The sequence below is a fragment of the Nocardia sp. NPDC047038 genome, from assembly GCF_040644075.1.
Taxonomy (GTDB): domain Bacteria; phylum Actinomycetota; class Actinomycetes; order Mycobacteriales; family Mycobacteriaceae; genus Nocardia; species Nocardia sichangensis.
Map to the genome: position 1 here is coordinate 331,058 of NZ_JBEYVQ010000007.1, position 16,744 is coordinate 347,801.

Annotated in this window: 18 protein-coding genes; 3 read left to right on the plus strand and 15 right to left on the minus strand. The window is 68.1% G+C overall.

Going from position 1 to position 16,744, the window contains the following annotated elements; genetic code table 11:
• Positions 1 to 5: 5 nt before the first annotated feature.
• The 6 genes from ABZ824_RS24630 to ABZ824_RS24655 all read right to left on the minus strand — a co-directional run bounded on the left by ABZ824_RS24630 (position 6) and on the right by ABZ824_RS24655 (position 7,326).
• Positions 6 to 1,721 carry an ABC transporter ATP-binding protein gene (locus tag ABZ824_RS24630; RefSeq protein ID WP_356965541.1) on the minus strand — a complete coding sequence of 572 codons (1,716 nt, stop codon included), beginning with the start codon at positions 1,719 to 1,721 and terminating at the stop codon, positions 6 to 8.
• The gene (locus ABZ824_RS24635) at positions 1,718 to 3,628 is read right to left on the minus strand and encodes an ABC transporter ATP-binding protein (protein WP_356965542.1); all 1,911 of its coding nucleotides are present in this window, start codon (positions 3,626 to 3,628) and stop codon (positions 1,718 to 1,720) included. The genes ABZ824_RS24630 and ABZ824_RS24635 overlap by 4 nt, the downstream gene beginning before the upstream one ends.
• Before the next feature lie 30 nt (positions 3,629 to 3,658).
• The gene (locus ABZ824_RS24640) at positions 3,659 to 4,585 is read right to left on the minus strand and encodes an alpha/beta hydrolase (protein WP_356965543.1); all 927 of its coding nucleotides are present in this window, start codon (positions 4,583 to 4,585) and stop codon (positions 3,659 to 3,661) included.
• A 210-nt stretch (positions 4,586 to 4,795) separates the two neighbouring features.
• Positions 4,796 to 5,473 carry a response regulator transcription factor gene (locus tag ABZ824_RS24645; RefSeq protein WP_356965544.1) on the minus strand — a complete coding sequence of 226 codons (678 nt, stop codon included), beginning with the start codon at positions 5,471 to 5,473 and terminating at the stop codon, positions 4,796 to 4,798.
• The gene (locus ABZ824_RS24650; protein WP_356965545.1) at positions 5,470 to 6,684 is read right to left on the minus strand and encodes a sensor histidine kinase; all 1,215 of its coding nucleotides are present in this window, start codon (positions 6,682 to 6,684) and stop codon (positions 5,470 to 5,472) included. The genes ABZ824_RS24645 and ABZ824_RS24650 overlap by 4 nt, the downstream gene beginning before the upstream one ends.
• A 186-nt stretch (positions 6,685 to 6,870) precedes the next feature.
• Entirely contained in the window at positions 6,871 to 7,326 is a 456-nt protein-coding gene (locus tag ABZ824_RS24655) for a MarR family transcriptional regulator (protein ID WP_356965546.1), read from the minus strand.
• A 71-nt stretch (positions 7,327 to 7,397) separates the two neighbouring features.
• Here ABZ824_RS24655 and ABZ824_RS24660 point away from each other — a divergent pair, with 71 nt between their 5' ends.
• Entirely contained in the window at positions 7,398 to 8,345 is a 948-nt protein-coding gene (locus ABZ824_RS24660; RefSeq protein ID WP_356965547.1) for an NAD(P)-dependent oxidoreductase, read from the plus strand.
• On the opposite strand, the gene ABZ824_RS24665 is transcribed toward ABZ824_RS24660, so the two are convergent.
• The 6 genes from ABZ824_RS24665 to ABZ824_RS24690 form a co-directional block, all read right to left on the minus strand.
• On the minus strand, positions 8,309 to 9,211 hold the full coding sequence (locus ABZ824_RS24665) for a sterol desaturase family protein (protein WP_356965548.1): 903 nt from the start codon (positions 9,209 to 9,211) through the stop codon (positions 8,309 to 8,311). The genes ABZ824_RS24660 and ABZ824_RS24665 overlap by 37 nt on opposite strands.
• Before the next feature lie 48 nt (positions 9,212 to 9,259).
• Entirely contained in the window at positions 9,260 to 10,012 is a 753-nt protein-coding gene (locus ABZ824_RS24670) for a helix-turn-helix transcriptional regulator (RefSeq protein WP_356965549.1), read from the minus strand.
• Positions 10,013 to 10,033: 21 nt separating this feature from the next.
• Positions 10,034 to 10,447, minus strand: coding sequence for an SRPBCC family protein (locus ABZ824_RS24675; RefSeq protein WP_356965550.1), 414 nt, complete (start codon positions 10,445 to 10,447; stop codon positions 10,034 to 10,036).
• A 60-nt stretch (positions 10,448 to 10,507) separates the two neighbouring features.
• Entirely contained in the window at positions 10,508 to 10,702 is a 195-nt protein-coding gene (locus ABZ824_RS24680; protein ID WP_355080109.1) for a hypothetical protein, read from the minus strand.
• A 288-nt stretch (positions 10,703 to 10,990) separates the two neighbouring features.
• Entirely contained in the window at positions 10,991 to 12,232 is a 1,242-nt protein-coding gene (locus ABZ824_RS24685; RefSeq protein WP_356965551.1) for an oxygenase MpaB family protein, read from the minus strand.
• 434 nt (positions 12,233 to 12,666) lie between these two features.
• Positions 12,667 to 12,867, minus strand: coding sequence for a hypothetical protein (locus ABZ824_RS24690; protein WP_355080113.1), 201 nt, complete (start codon positions 12,865 to 12,867; stop codon positions 12,667 to 12,669).
• 419 nt (positions 12,868 to 13,286) lie between these two features.
• Between ABZ824_RS24690 and ABZ824_RS24695 the strand changes: the two genes are divergently transcribed.
• Positions 13,287 to 13,934, plus strand: coding sequence for a LysM peptidoglycan-binding domain-containing protein (locus ABZ824_RS24695; protein ID WP_356965552.1), 648 nt, complete (start codon positions 13,287 to 13,289; stop codon positions 13,932 to 13,934).
• A gap of 13 nt (positions 13,935 to 13,947) precedes the next feature.
• Here the strand turns inward: ABZ824_RS24695 and ABZ824_RS24700 are convergent, their stop codons facing one another.
• Positions 13,948 to 15,189, minus strand: coding sequence for a PepSY-associated TM helix domain-containing protein (locus ABZ824_RS24700; RefSeq protein WP_356965553.1), 1,242 nt, complete (start codon positions 15,187 to 15,189; stop codon positions 13,948 to 13,950).
• A 169-nt stretch (positions 15,190 to 15,358) separates the two neighbouring features.
• Between ABZ824_RS24700 and ABZ824_RS24705 the strand changes: the two genes are divergently transcribed.
• Complete coding sequence (locus ABZ824_RS24705; RefSeq protein ID WP_355080119.1) at positions 15,359 to 15,541, plus strand: hypothetical protein; 183 nt, start codon at positions 15,359 to 15,361, stop codon at positions 15,539 to 15,541.
• Here the strand turns inward: ABZ824_RS24705 and ABZ824_RS24710 are convergent.
• Positions 15,525 to 15,842, minus strand: a complete 318-nt coding sequence (locus tag ABZ824_RS24710) for a hypothetical protein (RefSeq protein WP_356965554.1) — start codon at positions 15,840 to 15,842, stop codon at positions 15,525 to 15,527. The genes ABZ824_RS24705 and ABZ824_RS24710 overlap by 17 nt on opposite strands.
• A gap of 86 nt (positions 15,843 to 15,928) precedes the next feature.
• A complete protein-coding gene (locus tag ABZ824_RS24715) occupies positions 15,929 to 16,486 on the minus strand; it encodes a helix-turn-helix domain-containing protein (protein ID WP_356965555.1) in 558 nt (185 codons plus the stop codon).
• Positions 16,487 to 16,744 lie beyond the last annotated feature (258 nt).

Genomic DNA, 16,744 nt, shown 5'->3' on the forward strand with positions numbered 1-16,744 from the left:
GCGGCTCATTCGGTTGCCACGGTCGCCATGGACAACTCCCAGAAGTCGGCGTAGCGGCCACCGAGACGCAGCAGCTCGTCGTGGCTGCCCTCTTCCACGATCCGGCCGTCGTCCAGGAAGACGATGTGGTCGGCCCGCCGGACGGTCCGCAGCCGGTGCGCGACCATCACCACCGTCCGGCCCGCCATCAGGCGTTCGATGCCCTCGTGGACGGCGGCCTCGTTCACCGGGTCCAGCGCGGAGGTCACCTCGTCCAGCAGGACGATCGGCGCGTTCTTCAGCAGGGCTCGCGCGATCGAGACGCGTTGGCGCTCACCGCCCGACAACAGTGCGCCGCCCTCGCCGACGTTCGTCGCCCATCCGCCGGGCAGCCGATCGATGACTTCGTCCAACCCCGCCGCGGTCGCCGCCGCGCGCACGTCGGATTCGGTGGCGTCGGGACGGCCCAGACGCACGTTCTCCTCGATCGTGCCGTCGAACAGATAGACGTTCTGGAAGACGACGGCGATCCGTTCCATCAATACTTCGGTGCTGATCGCGCGCACGTCCACGCCGCCGACGCGCACGGCGCCGTCGTCCACGTCGTAGAACCGTGCGAGCAGTTGCAGCAGTGTGCTCTTGCCCGCACCCGACGGTCCGACGATGGCGACCCGCTGTCCCTCGGATACCGACAGCGACACGTCGTCGATCACGGTACGACCGCCGTGCCGGAAGGCGACGGACTCGAACGCCAGGTCGTTGCCCACCGGCCGGATCGGTTCGCGAGGTTCCGGCAGCGGCTCGGTGCGCAACACGGTGTCGAGCCCGCCCAGCACGGTACGCGCGCTGCGGAGTTTGCCGCCGATCTCCGAGAGCGACAGCAGCGGATCCGCGCAGCGGGCCACCAGCACCAGCATCGCCACCATCTCCGCCGCGCCGACGTTCCCGCCGAGCGCGAGGTAGGCGCCAAGGGCCAGCAGCACGGTGAACATCGCCTGGACCGTGAGCGTCAGCCCCACGATCCCTGGCAGCGCCGACAGCACGGCACGGCGGGACGCCCGCTCCAGTCCCGACAGCGCGTCGTCGAGCAGCCGGAATCGCTCGGCGGTTCGGCCACCGGCTCGCAGCACCGGCTGTGCCTGGAGATACTCGACGACTCGCCCGGTTGCCTCCTTGGTGCGTTCGACGCGTTCGGCGTCGGCGGCGGCCATCGAACGTCCCGTCCAGATCTGGATCGCCGCCACGATCGGCACCGCGGCCAGCGCGGCCAGCCCCATGTGCCAGTCGAAGGCGAGCAGCACGGCGACGATCGTCAGCGGAGTCACAGCGGCGGCGATCGTCGGCGCCAGCAGATGCGCGATCACGCTCATCGCCTGCAGCACACCCTCGCTGGCGAGCACCGACACCTCTCCGACGCGACCGGCGGTGAACCAGCCGAGCGGTAGCCGGGCCAGGCGATCGCCGAAACGGTGGTAGACACCGCGCAGCAGCGTGGTGCCCACGAGGAAGCCGGACAGATCGCTGCGATAGCGCAGCGCCGCGTAGCACGCGATCGCCGCCCCGAACGCGAGCAGCCACGGCCAGGCGTCCGTGGGCGTGCTCCCGAACAGCGCTCGCAGCACCGGAACCAGAAGTGCGTAGGACAAACCTTCCGCTACCGAGGTCGCCGTCATCAGGGCCACGGTGCGTCGTACGGGCTGGGCGTACTCGTCGCCCAGCACGCGCAGCAGCATTCGGATCATCGGCGGTCCTCTCCTCGCGATGTCTCGTCGGCGAGCGGTCGTGCAGGCACGCTCCGCTGCCTGCTCCATGGCCCGAGTTCACGCCGGAGCATGCCACCGAGGGTTTCGACCTCTTCGGTGAGCGTGGACCGGTGCGATCGCCAGAATTCGGCGAATTTCCCGTTGTGGGACAGCAATTCGCCGGGGTTGCCACGCTCGGTGATCGACCCGTTCTCCAGCAGCACGACGGTGTCCGCGTCGGCGATGGTCTCCAGCCGGTGAGCGATGACCAGGATCGTCCGATCGCCTTCCAGCGTCGCCAGGGCTCGGCGCACCGCCTGCTCGGTGTGCGGGTCGGCGAAGGCGGTGGCCTCGTCGAGCACCAGTACGGGAGTATCGGCGAGCAGTGCCCGGGCGATCGAGATCCGTTGCGCTTCACCGCCCGACAGCTCGGCCTCCGCACCGAGCACCGTGTCGTAGCCGCGCGGCAGCTCGAGAATCCGATCGTGAATGTTCGCCAACCGGGCGGCGCGCACCACGTCGTCGCGGTCGGCGTGCGGTAGCGCCAGTGCGATGTTGTCCGCGACCGACGCGCGCAGCAACCGCACGTCCTGGAAGACGAAGGAGACCATCCGATAGAGCGCCCGGCTGCCGAGCTCGCGCAGGTCGACCCCGCCAAGCAGCACCGCACCGTATGTGGGGTCGAAGAATCGAGGAAGAAGCTGAACCAGCGTGGATTTTCCGCTGCCCGACGGCCCGACGATCGCGGTGACCGTCCCCGGCTCCAGGACCAGGTCGATGCCGCGCAGCACCTCGTGCTCGGCGTCGTAGCCGAATCGCACCTCCCGCAGTTCCACCCGGTGCCCCTGCGGCGCGACCGGGCGCGAAGGTTCCGGCAGCGACGGCACCGCGAGGACCTCCCGGATCCGGTCGACCGCGCGCCGGGCCGCCCGCAAGTCGTCGAAGCCGTGGCCGAGCGCCGCCACCGGTGCGGTCAGACCAAGTCCGAGCAGCAGGAAGGGCAGCAGGTCAGCCGGGGCCATGGCGCCGCCGGTGATCAGGACCGCACCACCGGTCAGCACGACCAGCAGCACGAACGGCGGCGACAACACCACCTGCATCGCCGCGCCGAGTCCGGCTAGACCCCGCACCATGCGAAGGAAGGAGTCGGTGAAATCGTCTGCGGCCGTGCGGAATCTGCGGTGCGCGCGCTCGCCCGCGCCGAACGCCTTGACCACCGAGATGCCCTGTACGAACTCGACGGTCGCACTCGCGATCCGCGCCATCCCCGCGTCGAACTCCTGCTGCGCACGCAGCCGGGCCGGGGTCATCATCAAGGGGACCAGCGCCACGGCCAGCGCGACCGGTATCAGCGTGATCAACGTGAGCCGCCAGTCGACGGTGAACAGGTAGGTCAACGACACCAGCGGCACGACGAACGCGGCGACGAGCTCGCCGGGGGTGTGGGCGATGAGTGGATGCACGGTGCCGACGTCCTTGCCCACGATCTTCGACAACTCGCCGGAGCCGCGCCGGGAGAACCAGCCGATCGGCACCCGCCCCAGTCGCGCGGCCAGTTTTCGGCGCAGCGACAGTTGCACCCGGCTGTCGAGCAGGTGCCCGATGCCGGACGACGCGGCCGTGAACACCAGCCGGACGAACAACCCGGCCGCCCCCGCGATCACGATCATCCGGACATGGCCGTGGTCGATCGGGCCCGGCGACAACAGCGTTCGACCCAATTCGACGACCGCGAGCAGCGGCGCCAGACCGGCGACGGCACCGATGATCTGCAGGACGACGACGACGGCGAAACCGCCCAGGTACGGGCGCAGCAACCCCGTCACATTTCCTCCCGCCGGGGAATCGGCATCCGACGGGGGCGGTGTGGACTGCTTCCTCGCCGCGGCGAGGTCGATGGTGGTCATCGTTCTCCCCTCTTCGCAATCCCTTTGCGGCTACGCGCTTTGCGAGCCGGTCGCGGGGTGCAGCGCGCGGCGCAGCGCGGCGGCGAATTCGGCGCTCTGGCGCTGGGACACATCCGCGGACAGGATCGCCTGCGACCCGTGGAACGTGCCGGGCCATTGGTGCAGTTCGACCGGCACGCCCGCTTGCAACAGGCGCAGCGCGTACTCGATGTCCTCGTCGCGGTTCGGGCAGTACTCGGCGGTGGCGATGTAGGCGGGAGGCATCCCGGACAGATCCGTCGCCCGCGCCGGAGCGGCGTACGGCGTCGCGGGCGCGGAACCCAGATAGTGCTGCCACATCTGGGCCACTTTCGCCCGGGTCACGAACGGCGTATCGGTGAAAGTGCGCGCCGACCAGGCCAGCTGGCGGTCATCGAGGACGGGTTGGTTGAGCAGTTGGAAGCGGATCGGCGGCCCTTGCTCGTCGCGGGCCCGCAACGCGACCGCGGTCGCGATTCCCGCCCCGGCGCTGTGGCCGCCGATCGCGATCCGCGCCGGGTCGATGCCGAGCTCGACCGCGTGCTCGGCCGTCCAGATCAGCACCGCGTAGACGTCGTCGTGCGCGGCGGGGAACGGATGTTCGGGGGCCGAGCGGTAGCCGACCGAGATCACTGTCACACCGGAGTTGTCCGCCAGCAGGCCGGCCCACGGATGTTCGGTGTCCAGATCGCCCATGACGAATCCGCCGCCGCGCAGCCAGATGAGGGCAGCGCCCTGCGCCCGGTCCGGACGATAGATTCGTATCGGCACGTCGAAATCGCCCGGCACCGTGCGATTTTCGATCGACATGCCCGCGATGTCCGGTACCGGAAGGGCGGCGACCAACTCGGCGAGGCGCTCCCGGGCGGCGCGCGGGTCGCTCAGGTCGGCCGGGGGGAAGAACGGGACCGAGGCTTCGAGTTCGGGATCCAAGATCATGCCGTCGATGGTCGCGCCCTCGGCACCTGCTGGGCTTCCGCCGACGGGAGTCGCCGTCTACGTGAACGCGCGTACGCCGACGGCGATCGGCTGCGCAGGTCGTCGTAGCCGAATGCGCGGCCGTACTCGCCAGTGCTACGGCATTGTAAGTCAACGTGATTCGAGTCCCAGGCCGCGAACGCCTCGGCAGCGAGGTCAACCCGCTGATCGCTACGAGGTGAAGCCGCTCAGCCCGGTCTGGTAGGCGATCACGACGAGCTGCGCTCGGTCGCGCGCACCCAGTTTCACCATCGCGCGGCTCACATGGGTGCGTGCGGTGGCGGGACTGAGGAACAGCGCGGCGCCGATCTCGTCGTTGCTCATGCCCTGTCCCACCAGCGCCAGGACTTCGCACTCACGGTCGGTCAGCACGGCGAGCCGGTCCTCGGCGGACTTGGCTGCCCGGCGCTGCGCGGTGAACTGGCCGATGAGCCGCCGGGTGATCCGAGGTGCGAGCAGTGCGTCACCAGCGGCGATCACTCGGATGGCGTGCAGCAGTTCGGCCGGGCCCGCGTCCTTGAGCAGGAACCCGCTCGCGCCCGCCTGCAAGGCGTCGAAGACGTTCTCGTCGGTGTCGTAGGTGGTGAGGATGAGCACCTTGACTCGCTCCATCCCGGCGGCCGCGGCGATCTGGGCGGTGGCGCGTATCCCGTCCAGTCGTGGCATGCGGATGTCCATCAGGACCACGTCGGGGCGGGTGGCGCGGGCGAGTTCGACGGCTTCCGCGCCGTTGGTGGCTTCACCGACCACCGTGATGTCGTCTTCCAGGTCGAGCAGAACCTTGAAGCCGGAACGGACCAGGCGTTCGTCGTCGGCGAGCAGGACTTTGATGGGTGGTGTGGCGTTCACGAGCGCGATCCGACCGGGGTCAAGGGTAGGCGGGCGGTGACCTCGAACCCGCCTTCGGGACGCGGCGTCGCGTCGAGTTCACCGCCGAGCAGCCGGCAGCGTTCGCGCATCCCGACGATGCCGCGTCCGGTCGTGGTGCTGCTATCCGTGTGGACCGGTGCGGCGGCGCGACGACCCTCGTCGGCGACCCGTATCCGCAAGGCGTCGATGCCGGGTTCGAGCGCCACGGTCACCCTGGTCGGACCGACGTGCCGGATCACGTTGGTAATCGATTCCTGCACGATGCGATAGGCGGCGCTGCCCACCGCGCTCGGTAGCGGCGTCACCGGGGGAGTCTGCTCGAAAGCGATGTCGAGCCCGGCATCGCGGGCCTTGCCGACGAGCTCGTCGATCTGGCCGAGCCCCGGGTAGGGTTCGCGCTCGTCGCCGTCACGCAGTACACCGAGGATCGCGCGCATCTCGCGCAGCGCCCGCGAACTGGTCTGCTCGATGGTGCGCAGGGCTTCCCGGGCCTGTTCCGGTCGCTTGTCGAGCACGTGTGCGGTGACCCCGGATTGCACATTGATGATGGCGATCGCGTGGGCGACCGTGTCGTGGACTTCGCGGGCGATCCGCAGTCGTTCGGCGTCGACCCGCGCTCTGGCTTCCTCGTCGCGGGACCGTTCGGCCAGTTCCGCTCGTTCTTGCGCATCGGCGGCGATGACCCGGCGGGATCGCACGGACTCACCGAGGATCGTGCTGATCACCGACGCGCCGATCCGGAAGAACACCCAGCCGATAGCTACCAGCGGCTTGATATCCGCCGCGGCGATCAGCCAGCCGACGGCGAGGACCGCGATGCCCGCACCGGCGATCATCAGCGTCCGCCGCCCGTCGCCGTAGGCGGCCAGGGTGTACAGGGCGACGAAGAGTCCGAGATAGGAAAGCCGGTCGGGGAAGCCGAGACCGAAATAGATCAGACTGGCCAGCGCCGTCACGCCGAACACCGCGACCGGCTGCCTGCGGCGGGCTGCGACCGCCAGGCCGCTGACGATCAACAGGACATATCCGAAACCCGACACCGGCGTGTAGGCCGGCTCCAGCGGCACCGGTATCGCGGCACTCTGCACCTGGATCACGGTGACGAACAGCGCCAGTAGGACATCCGGGAACCAGGCGGGCCGACGCGAGAACCAGGCGGACAGCCGTCGTGCCACCGCCTGCTGAACCATGCCGTGAGCGTACGGCATCCGCGAGCGCTCGCGCTCCTGACCGGATGCGCGATCGACTACGACGACCGACGCAGCCGATCACGATCTCCTACGCGGATTCGCGTAGGCCGGAAGCCGAGTATGAACGGCGCTATTCACCTATCGGCTGCCGACGGCTCCGGTTCCGCGCCCATGCGGCGCAGAGCGTCAGGACTGCTCTTGCTCGGGATGGGTCACGATGGTTTGCAACGAGTTCCGCAGTTGCTGCGCGGCCTGCGGACCGAGCTGCGCCAGGAACTCACGCTCGGCGGCATCGCTCGCCTCGGTGGCCCGACGAAGAGTGTCCTGTCCGGCATCGGTCAGTTCGACCACGTTGCGACGCCGGTCGTTCGCGTCCGGCTGACGTGCCACCAGGCCCTTGCCTTCCAGAGTGTCCAGCATCGCGACCATCGTGGTGCGGTCGATGCCCAGCCGCTGCGCCGCCTGCTGTTGGGACGTGGGTTCACGGCCCGCGAGGACGAACAGCACGCCGAGCTCGCGCCCGTCGATGCCGTGCGGCGCCAACGCTTTCGTGTTCAGCTCGGCCATCCGCAACTGCGCGTGCTTGAGCAGGTAGCCCAACCGGCTGGTCAATTCGGGGCCCGGCCCATCCGTCCTAGACACCCGCAGATTCTATCGCTAGCCTGATCGTCAGTAGTACTGATAATCAGCTAGACGACAGAAAGGCTCATGTGATGATCTTGGTCACCGGAGGTCTCGGGTTCATCGGCTCCCACACGGTGCGGGCCCTGCTCGACCTGGGCGAGGGCTGCGTGCTGGTCCAGCGTCGAACCGGCGAGGTACCGGCCGAGTTCGCCGGTGCGCAGGTGGCGGTGGAGCGGGCCGACATCACCGATCTGACGGCGTTGCTCGACGTGGGCACGCGCCACAAGATCACCGGCATCGTGCATCTCGCGGGTTCGATGCCCTGGCCACCCGGCTCCGACGAGCCCATCGATGGCGCGCGGAAGGCGATCGGCAGTCTGTTCAATGTGATCGAAGCCGCCGAGGCCTGGGGCGTGCCGCGGGTCGGCGTCGCGAGCACGATCGGCGTCTACGCCGGCCTGACCGGTGCGGGTCCACTGCGGGAAGACATGCCGGTTCCGCTGACCGCACCCCATCCGATACCGAGCTTCAAGAAGATCGGTGAGCTGCTCGCCGACCATTTGACCGGGGCGACCGGCATCGAGATCGTCAATTACCGAATCTCCGCCATCTGGGGCCCGCGCGGCCGACCCGCGGACCCGTTCTTCCCGGCCCCTCAGCTCGTCCATGCCGCCACCCGCGGCACCGCGCCGGACCTGTCGTCGCTGCGCTTCCCCGCTTACGCGGAAGACGCGATCGACCTGTGCTACGTGAAGGACTGCGGCCGGGCCATCGCACTCCTGCAACTGGCGGACCGGCTCAATCACCGCACCTACAACGTCGCTTCCGGCCGCGCGACGACCAACGCCGAAGTCATCGCCGCGATCGAGAAGGTCGTCCCGGACGCCGGGATCGACCTCCCCACCGGTGGGTCCGGACAACGCAACTACCTCGATATCACCCGTATCCAGCAGGACACCGGCTACCGGCCCGACTACGACACCGAACGCGCGACCGCCGACTACATCGCCTGGCTGCGCGCGGGCAATGAGCGCTGAGCGGGTTTCGTGGCCCCGCAAGCGCCGCTGGGCCGGAAAGGTTCGACGAGTTGGGCGAGATAGCCGCTGGGGTAGTGGGGCTTGGCGGCCATCCCGAGGTCGTCGCTGGTGAAACGGCGGTCCGGGTCGTAGGAGTAGGTGCGCAACAGGTGATCCCAGAACAAGGTGAACAGTCCGAAGTTGACGTCGCCGATGCCCGCCCATTTCAAGTGGTGGAACCGATGTGCCTGGTTGAGCGCGAGCACGGTACGCAGGGGGCCTACGCGGTAGTCGACGTTCGAATGTTGCAGTAGGAGTTGCACCGCGACGGTGAACGCGAGGGCCGAAGCTACCGAGGTGGGCAGGCCCAGCAGTACGAGCGGGGTGACACCGGCGACGGTCTCCAGGGTCTGGTGCAGAGGATGTTTCATCAGGCCGTTGAAACCGTAGGCGCGTTCGACGCTGTGGTGCACGGCGTGCAGCCGCCACAGCGCGGGAATCTTGTGGCTGGCCAAGTGGGTCAGCGTGATGCCGAGATCAGCGACGAGAACCGCGACCAGCACCTGAATCGGGAAGGGCCACCGGTGCGGCCAGACATCGGCGGAAGGGATCAGCGCGGCCATCAGCGGCAGTGCGGCCACGCCGCCGAGGGTGAGCAGTTCGTTGACCACGGCGTGCGCGGTGTCGCGCCGACCGTCGTCGTGGGCGCGGTTCCAGTCGTCGTGGTAGGGCAGGATCCGTTCGGCGGCGAACGATGCGGCGATCGCGAGTACCAGAAGCGGCAACAGCCATAATTTGCCGGCGCCGGTGGCGATGACGGCGAGCGCGGCGCCGTTGACCGCCAAGAGCATGAACGGCACGTAGCCGTAGCGAACCAAGGTGTGCATGCCGTTCAGCGTGGGGGCCGCGGTCCCGGCGGCGCTTGAACGGATTCGCTACGGCCGCACCATGGTGACCGCACCGGCGAGTTCGGAGGGGGTGAGCCCGAACATCTCGCGACAGACTCGGGTGAGATGCGCGCTGTCGGCGAAACCCGCGGCGTGCGCGGCCTCGGTGAGCGTGCCGCCGCGACGGGCGTGGTCCATCGCTTGTCGCAGGCGCGCCCACCGCACATACGGCGGGAACGCCAGCCCGAGCTCGGCACGGAACAGATGACCGAGTCGACTCGCCGACAGTCCGACCGCGGCGGCGAGCTCGGCCAGACGCAGCGGGCCGTCGAGCAGGTCCGGCAGCAGCTCCAGCGCGCGACGCAGCGCCGCGTGCCGGGCAGCGCCGGTGGGAGCGGGATCGCCGATCAAGGCCGTCAGTGCGGCGTGCGCCAGTTGCTGGGGATCCCGCTCGCCGTCGTCGAGGTCGAGCAGTGGCAGCGCGGCCCGCGACCACGCGGTGACCGAGTCGACGGCGCTCCCGGTGCGCCGCACACAATCGGTCAGCGCGCGCCCGAGGGGCGACTGCGCGTCGGCGAAGACGAGCAATCCCATTGCCGTGCCGGTGGTTTCGTGCGGTACACCGGGAGGGATCAGCGCCGCTCGCCCCGCCCAGTGGCGGCCGGCGTCGTCGCGCAGACCGACGGAGCCGTTGGTGCTGAAGATCAATTGCGCGGCGGCATGATGGTGACGGTGCGCGCTCCCGAGCCGCCCCGTGTACAACAATCTGCCCGGGTACAGCGTCGCGGTGCCTTGCCACATGTCCGACACCTCCCGAACCCGCTACGACTCGGCCGCCGCGGCCTCGATGGCCTGCTTCATCTCCGCGAGGCCGTATTCGGTACGAATCCGCACTTCCGGCGCGGCCGACTCCGGCAAGACGTCGGTGATCCAGATCAGTCGGCCACGCTCCCCCTCGGCGCGAACCTCGAACGAAGCGTGGTGATAGTCCAGCGCGGGCCTGGCGCCTTCGACGACGGAGTACGCCAAGCGGCGGGCCTCGTCATCGATGGAGACGATCAGTTCACGGATCACATGCCCGTCCGGGAAAGTCAGCGAACGCCGCGCTCCCTCCAGGCGGGTGTCGACGACCCGGCCGGGCAGCAGGCGTCGATGCACGGCGCCGACATCACGCACGACATCCCAGATGTGGCGCGGCGAAGCGTCGATCACGATCTCATGGCGAATCGCTGTCATGCGCCGACGCTCCCTCGTCGTGGGTCAGATCATCGTCAATCTACTCGAGCCGGGCGCCGATCACCGCCACAGACCGCCGCAGGGCAGCTCGGGCAACTCGACGTGGACATCGTCATCGATCGTGACGATCAGGTCCGGATGACTGTGCGCCAAGTCGGCGGCCAGACTCCGGGCCTGTTCGGCGCACGCTCGGTAGTCCAGGACAAGTGCGCCGGATTCGATGTGGATGTGCCGGATATGCTGCGGGTTCGTCATGTCCACCGCACTGTCCGGTGGGTTGTCGGTACGGCATGCTCCGCGCCACCTCCAGACATCGGTCGCAGCGCGGTCGAGCCATGCGGAGGGCCGAGCGTCCTATGGCTCACGTTCCAGAACTCCTCGTAACTTAGACCGAGATCAACCCTTCGATCACGCGCCCACCAGCAGACTTATGACGAGTTGACGGTTCATCTCGGCGATCCACCGCAAAGAACAACCAGTAACTTACCAGCTATCGCCGATGCACTCCAGAAGGCTTCGAGAGCGCATCGGCGTCCGGAAGGCTCAGCGCGGCGGCCGGCTCATGTCCCGGTTCATGGTGGGGATCTCGATACTGATCGGCATCCGCAGTTCCGCCAGATAGAGCAGCGCTGCCCTGCGGAGGAATTCGTCGAACAGCCAGTAGGCATCCGGCGCGAGCGGCACCACGGGCAGCAGCCCTTCACGCACGGCGATGAAAGGCCCCCAGCTCACCCGCAGCAGCGGGTCCCAGACCGGCTCCCTGGCGATGGCCAGCCCGTCGGCGATCTTGTCGCCGAGCAGGAAGCGGGTGAAGGCGCCGAGTACCGGTTTGGTGAGGACGGCGAAGTCGAGGTTCGCCCCGAGGCGCAGCAGCCGGTCGGCCAGCTTGGCGCCCTCCGGGGTCGGCGCCAGGATCGGATCCAGCACCTGCGCGGCCTGCGAGTCGGCCTCCGCCCAGGAGTTGGGAATGTATTCGTCACGGATACCGAGCATGTGCGCGCCCACCTGCCACGAATGCAGGAACGCCTCCGACTCTGCGACGGGCATCGGCACCTGCCACGCGGTCAGATGCTTCATCACGGTGGTGGGCAGGCTGTGCCAGGTGACCATCAGGTCGTTCTGGCTGATCGGGATGTCCTCCTCGGCGGAGTACACCCAGTGCGGGGACTGCGGCAGCAGGTGACGCACAGCAGCATGAACCAGCCGGGTCTTCACGCAGGTCACGACCATCTCACCATCGGGCCCGTAGGCATTCGCGGTCCCGATGTCGTAACCGAGCTTGGCGGTCTTCAAGATGCGGTCCTTCAGGTCGTGACCGCCCTTGGAGTAGTAGACCGCGCGCGCCTCCTTGGGAATGACCGTGCTCATCATGCCGCTGGCCAGCCCGTAGAGCACGCCGAGATACAGCCCGCGCTTCTTGTTGAACTCGACGGCGGTGGCCAGCTTTCCGCGATCAGCCCAGGGCGGCAGCTGACGTGCGTACTCCATGAAGTCGCGCAGATCCGGCGGCAATCCGTCCGGCAAAGGCTGCCCGTTCGCGGTCCAGGTGCGCAACAGCTCGTTGACCCTCGGCACCTCCCCCCGGTCGATCAGAGAGGCGACCAACTGATCCGCCTCGGGATCCCAGACGGTGAGCGGATCGGCCCCTTCACCGGAGCCGGCCACCGAACCCTGCGGGGACCACGTCCACGGCTCCGCGCGCGCGGGGGTCGCCATGGCCAGCGCGCCGAGCGCGCCCAACACCCCACCGGCTTTCAACGCGTTGCGCCTGCTGAGTCCATCCATGTCTGCGCCACTCCTCATTGAGCCGAGCGCCGCCGTGATGATGCGACGAAAGACCGGCAGCACTCGTACATCGCCGTCGCATCGATAAGAACAGTCATTAACTTAGCAAGCACTGGCGCTTGTTGTCCCGACTTTTCCGTAACTTGCCGGTACCAATCGCACCATGGCCGACACTCGCGCAGCTCCGGTGCAGAATCGCAGCTGATCAGCATATTTGCCAAATTTGAACACTTGACCAGCGACTTAGCGATAGAACGGCATCCGGCGTGCCATCAAGTTCCCTCCGCCTATCACCACCTGAGTCAGTCTCAAATAGGTAGTCACATAGGCAGTTGGTCACCCAGTCTTCGCGCTGCCGTGCCACTGCGGACCATGACCGCCGCACAACGAAACGGGCCGGGCGGTTGTACCGCCCGGCCCATGTGCGGTCGACGTCAGCGACCCGCGTGGCTGTGCTGTCCGCCGCGCACCTTCGCTTCGTTGGGCTGCGCTTCGGCGCCCTTGCGTCCGGCCGCACTCGGATCGGCCGAGTTACGCTCGCCGAAGCTGCCGGTGCTGGCCTGGCCGCCGCGACGCGCCTGCTCCTCGGTATCGGAACGGTTGCCGAACTGGCCCGGGTTCTTCTGGTCTGCCATCACTTGCTCCTTTCGGTAGCGGATGAAACCGACTGTGGCTCTTGGCGCCACGTCTTCGTGCTACCCCTGACCCAGTGCTCGAATCAGCCTCGGAGCTTCTTCACACGATCGAAAAGAACTGCCCGGAAACGGCTTCTCCGAGCCGCCCCGGGAAGCTGGTCGCGGCATCCGACCCGGCCGGACCGGCCGGGCGCCACCTGCGTATCCGGCGAGACCAACCGGGTAATCGGGACGCCGCCCCGACGGAGTCGCGGCGAGCGCCGCCGGAAACGAGTAGTCGCCTACGCACGATCGCGCGGCCGATCGCGACGAGCATTCGGTAGCGCCACAACCGTTCGTGGACGGCAGGTGCGCGTGCGAGACAAGCCGGAATCGGTGTCCGCGGCGCCGGCTGTCAGCAGTGCAGAAAGGCCGAACAGATGAAGAAGTACGAAGTCCAACCCGGCGACACCCTCTCCGCGATCGCCCATCGGGAGTACGGAGACGGCAGCCTGTTCCCGGCGATCGCGCGCCAGAACCATCTCGCCGATCCGAATTCGATCGATGTCGGACAACAGCTCCTGATCCCCTACATCACGCGGCGCCACCTCCTCACCACGCCCGACTCCACCGCGGTGCGGAAGCAGATCACCCAGCGCTACTACGGAACCGAGGACACCGGAGTCCAGCTGATCTGGGAAGTCGTCAACGGCGTGGCGCAACGTGCCATCCAGCCCGGCGCGTGGCTGCACATTCCGGAGCTCGCCGATGTCGGTCACCACACGGTGACCGAAAGCGAAACCCTCTCGATACTCGCCGAGCGCTGGTACGGCGACGCGAATCTCGGCGTGATGATCGAACTGGCCAACCACTTGCCCTCGGGCAGCCAACCGGCTCCCGGCCACGTGCTCGTCGTGCCCGGCCTGAACCGCCGTCGCGGCGTCGCGGGCGACACGCTGCGCTCGATGTGCGAGGACCACTACGGTCCTGCGGATCTGGACACCAGAGTGGGAGTCGTCGCGGCGGCGAATCACATCGCCGAGCCCCAAGCGCTCTTCTCCCGCCAGGTGATCCACTTCCCGTCGTGACCGGGGTCGGCGGCTACGTCGTCGCGTGAGCGCGGCGGCGCCGGGTCCGGCGCCGGAACAGCCAGGTCGACAGGCCGGTGATCGCCAGCGCGAGCGGTGTCAGGCCGAATGCCAGCCAGATCAGTCGCCACCAGCCGTTCACCAGCCAGCCGAAGTGGGCGGGCTCGAAGACCTTGGCGTAGAAGGTGTTCGCCAGCGGCCGGTCGTGGCTCGCGTCGACCACCTTGATGTCGGAATCGTCATGGGCGTTCACGTAGACCATGACGTCACCGCTGTAGAAGAGGCGGTGCTCGCGCGGGGAGTAGGCCCCGGCGACGACGGCGCGGTAGTACGGGGCGTCGTCCGTGGGCAGCAACAGGTAGGCGAGTCGGCCCGGCGCGGCTCGATCCGCGATCGCCGTGGCCTCGCCGATGGACAGCGGAGGCCGTCGGGCATCGCTCGACCGCGGCACGAAAGACCGCTCGGTTCGTTCGAGGGTCGTGGTGCCGCCGGTCGCCACGAGCCAAGCCCGTTGCACGGCAGGCCATTCGATGGTGGTGCCGGTGATGCCCCACACCAACAGGAACGGCACCGCGAGAATACCGATGACGTCGTGCAGGTCGCGGTCCCTGGCGAAGCGGCCTTTCCGCAGCCGGACCCGGAATCCGTGGCGCAGCCGTGCGAGTGACGGCCACCAGATGACCGCGCCGGACACCGCGAGCGATACCAGCAGGACGCCGAGCGCGCCGAGAATCACCGCGCCCCATTTGATGCCGAGGAGCGGAGCCTGATTCTCCAGGATCGGGATCGCGCCGGAGTAGCGCGCACAACCGAACGCGCAATTGTGCAGGTTGGTCAGCCAGCCGAGAACGCCGTCGGTCAGGTTCACCTGCTCGTTGATTCGTCCGGTAGCGGGATCGACGGAGTAGGCGGCGGTGTACTTCGTGTTCCCGATCGCGATCACGCCGCCGTCTCCACCGACCCAGCCGACGTCGAAACCGGGATCGGCGGCACGCACCATCGCGACGGCCTGTTCTGCGTCGACCACCGCCGGCGCGTCCGTGTGGCGATAGAACGAAGCGTGTTGCGCTCGGAACAATTCCGCGTGGTAGAGCAGGATCGCGCCCGAAGTCGACTGGATCACCAGGACCGAACCGAGAATCAGCGCCGACCAGCGATGGATCGAGATCAGCCTGCGCCGTATCGGTTTCCGGGATCGCTTCGGTGATCCGACGATCCGCTTGCCAGGCTCGCGCACCACCACGGTCGTGTCCATAAGGTTAGGCTAACTTCAAAATCCGACCTTCCCAATGCGGGCACGGCAGCCAAGAGGGCTTGTCTACACCACCGCACCGGCGGATGATCTGATCAGAGTCACCCCGGACTCGGATCGACGTTGCCGGGCCGGGTTCGGATCGCCCTATCGCTCAGCCAAGGAAATCACCATGATCACCAAAGCCACGCAAGCGATCGCCGCAGCCGCTCTCGCACTGACCATCGGGGCCCTTTTCGCCCCGGCAGCCTCCGCCGCACCGGCTTCACCCGTACCGACGAACGACGCCCTCGGCTCGGTCACGGTATGCCTCAATATCCCACTGGGCCCGGCCAGCATCAGCTTCTGCATCTGAGGTCGCCGCACCCCTCGCCCCACATCGTCACCTCGGTGAGCCCGCGGTCGAGACAGTCGAGCACGCCGTCACGAACCCGGCTGTCGGACCGATACGTCCCGGCGACCGCCTGCGGCCACGTCTCACGCACCGGCGCGGCCGAGAACTGTTCGAGGTCGAGCACCGTCGCCCCCAGGATGCGCAGCGGACGGATATCCGTCTGACCGGCCACCAGCACCGTGACCTCCCATCCCGCGACGGTTCGATCGAACAGCCACCCACCGGTCCAGCGCACGACGTCCGCGATATTCGGGGCGACCACCGCCAAGCGGTACCGATGTGGGCAGTGGAAGTGGATCGCCGCGCCCCTCGCCGGAAGGTTCTGCCGCACACACGGACGCGCCCCATTCAGCCGCGCAGAGCGCGGTCCAGCAACGCCCATGCCTGCCGGGCGGTCTCCTTCTTGGACTGCGCATCGGTCTTCGACAGCACGGCCGCCAGCATCGCCAGCGCCAGGACCACGTCCGCGGTGGTGATGTCGGCGCTGATCGTGCCGCGCTGACGCGGATCCTCCAGCTTCTCCGCGATGAGGGTGATCAACCGTCGCGCCACCTCGAACAGGCGCCTGTCGTCGGTGTTGGCGGGATGGATCATCGCGATGAACGCCGCCGAGGTGGTGATCTGATCGACCATGATCGCCAGCAGATCGTCCACGGTGACCGCGGGATCGTCCGCCAGCGCCTCGATGCCCTCGATGTTCTCCTCGAACACCGCGAGCGCGATGCTCTCCCTGGTCGGGAAGTGCCGGTAGAGCACGCCCTGCCCCACGCCGGCGGCCCGCGCGATGGAGCTGAACGGCGCGTCGAAGCCACTGTCCGCGAAAACCTCCCGCGCCGCCTGGATCAAGGCCGCCCGATTGCCGGCCGCCGCCTTCGGCCCCCTGTTCACACGGCGTGGCGAGGTCATTCGGGCAAGGTTACCGGACCATCGCCGACCGCCCCGCAGCACGCCGGAGGGCCCGGCGCGGACGCCGGAATCCGACCGGATACAGCAGCGCCGTATTGACGCGGCGCGGCGATCTCACGCACACTGACCGAGTAACCGGACAACACAGTCCGGCATGGCGAGAGGGTCGGCTCGGCCCGGCTCGGCGAGTAGGGACGCCGTTGCGCCAGGCCGGATTCGACACTCGTTCGACGCCACCATGCCGCATCGGGTGGTCCG

Bases quoted from the DNA above. Each gene is read 5' to 3' on its own strand.
- ABZ824_RS24705 (WP_355080119.1), top strand. From the start codon at position 15,359: ATGATCACCAAAGCCACGCAAGCGATCGCCGCAGCCGCTCTCGCACTG.
- ABZ824_RS24700 (WP_356965553.1), bottom strand. From the start codon at position 15,189: ATGGACACGACCGTGGTGGTGCGCGAGCCTGGCAAGCGGATCGTCGGA.
- ABZ824_RS24640 (WP_356965543.1), bottom strand. From the start codon at position 4,585: ATGATCTTGGATCCCGAACTCGAAGCCTCGGTCCCGTTCTTCCCCCCG.
- ABZ824_RS24690 (WP_355080113.1), bottom strand. From the start codon at position 12,867: ATGGCAGACCAGAAGAACCCGGGCCAGTTCGGCAACCGTTCCGATACC.
- ABZ824_RS24665 (WP_356965548.1), bottom strand. From the start codon at position 9,211: ATGCACACCTTGGTTCGCTACGGCTACGTGCCGTTCATGCTCTTGGCG.
- ABZ824_RS24695 (WP_356965552.1), top strand. From the start codon at position 13,287: ATGAAGAAGTACGAAGTCCAACCCGGCGACACCCTCTCCGCGATCGCC.
- ABZ824_RS24635 (WP_356965542.1), bottom strand. From the start codon at position 3,628: ATGACCACCATCGACCTCGCCGCGGCGAGGAAGCAGTCCACACCGCCC.
- ABZ824_RS24670 (WP_356965549.1), bottom strand. From the start codon at position 10,012: ATGTGGCAAGGCACCGCGACGCTGTACCCGGGCAGATTGTTGTACACG.
- ABZ824_RS24660 (WP_356965547.1), top strand. From the start codon at position 7,398: ATGATCTTGGTCACCGGAGGTCTCGGGTTCATCGGCTCCCACACGGTG.
- ABZ824_RS24650 (WP_356965545.1), bottom strand. From the start codon at position 6,684: ATGGTTCAGCAGGCGGTGGCACGACGGCTGTCCGCCTGGTTCTCGCGT.
- ABZ824_RS24675 (WP_356965550.1), bottom strand. From the start codon at position 10,447: ATGACAGCGATTCGCCATGAGATCGTGATCGACGCTTCGCCGCGCCAC.
- ABZ824_RS24630 (WP_356965541.1), bottom strand. From the start codon at position 1,721: ATGATCCGAATGCTGCTGCGCGTGCTGGGCGACGAGTACGCCCAGCCC.
- ABZ824_RS24680 (WP_355080109.1), bottom strand. From the start codon at position 10,702: ATGACGAACCCGCAGCATATCCGGCACATCCACATCGAATCCGGCGCA.
- ABZ824_RS24715 (WP_356965555.1), bottom strand. From the start codon at position 16,486: ATGACCTCGCCACGCCGTGTGAACAGGGGGCCGAAGGCGGCGGCCGGC.
- ABZ824_RS24685 (WP_356965551.1), bottom strand. From the start codon at position 12,232: ATGGATGGACTCAGCAGGCGCAACGCGTTGAAAGCCGGTGGGGTGTTG.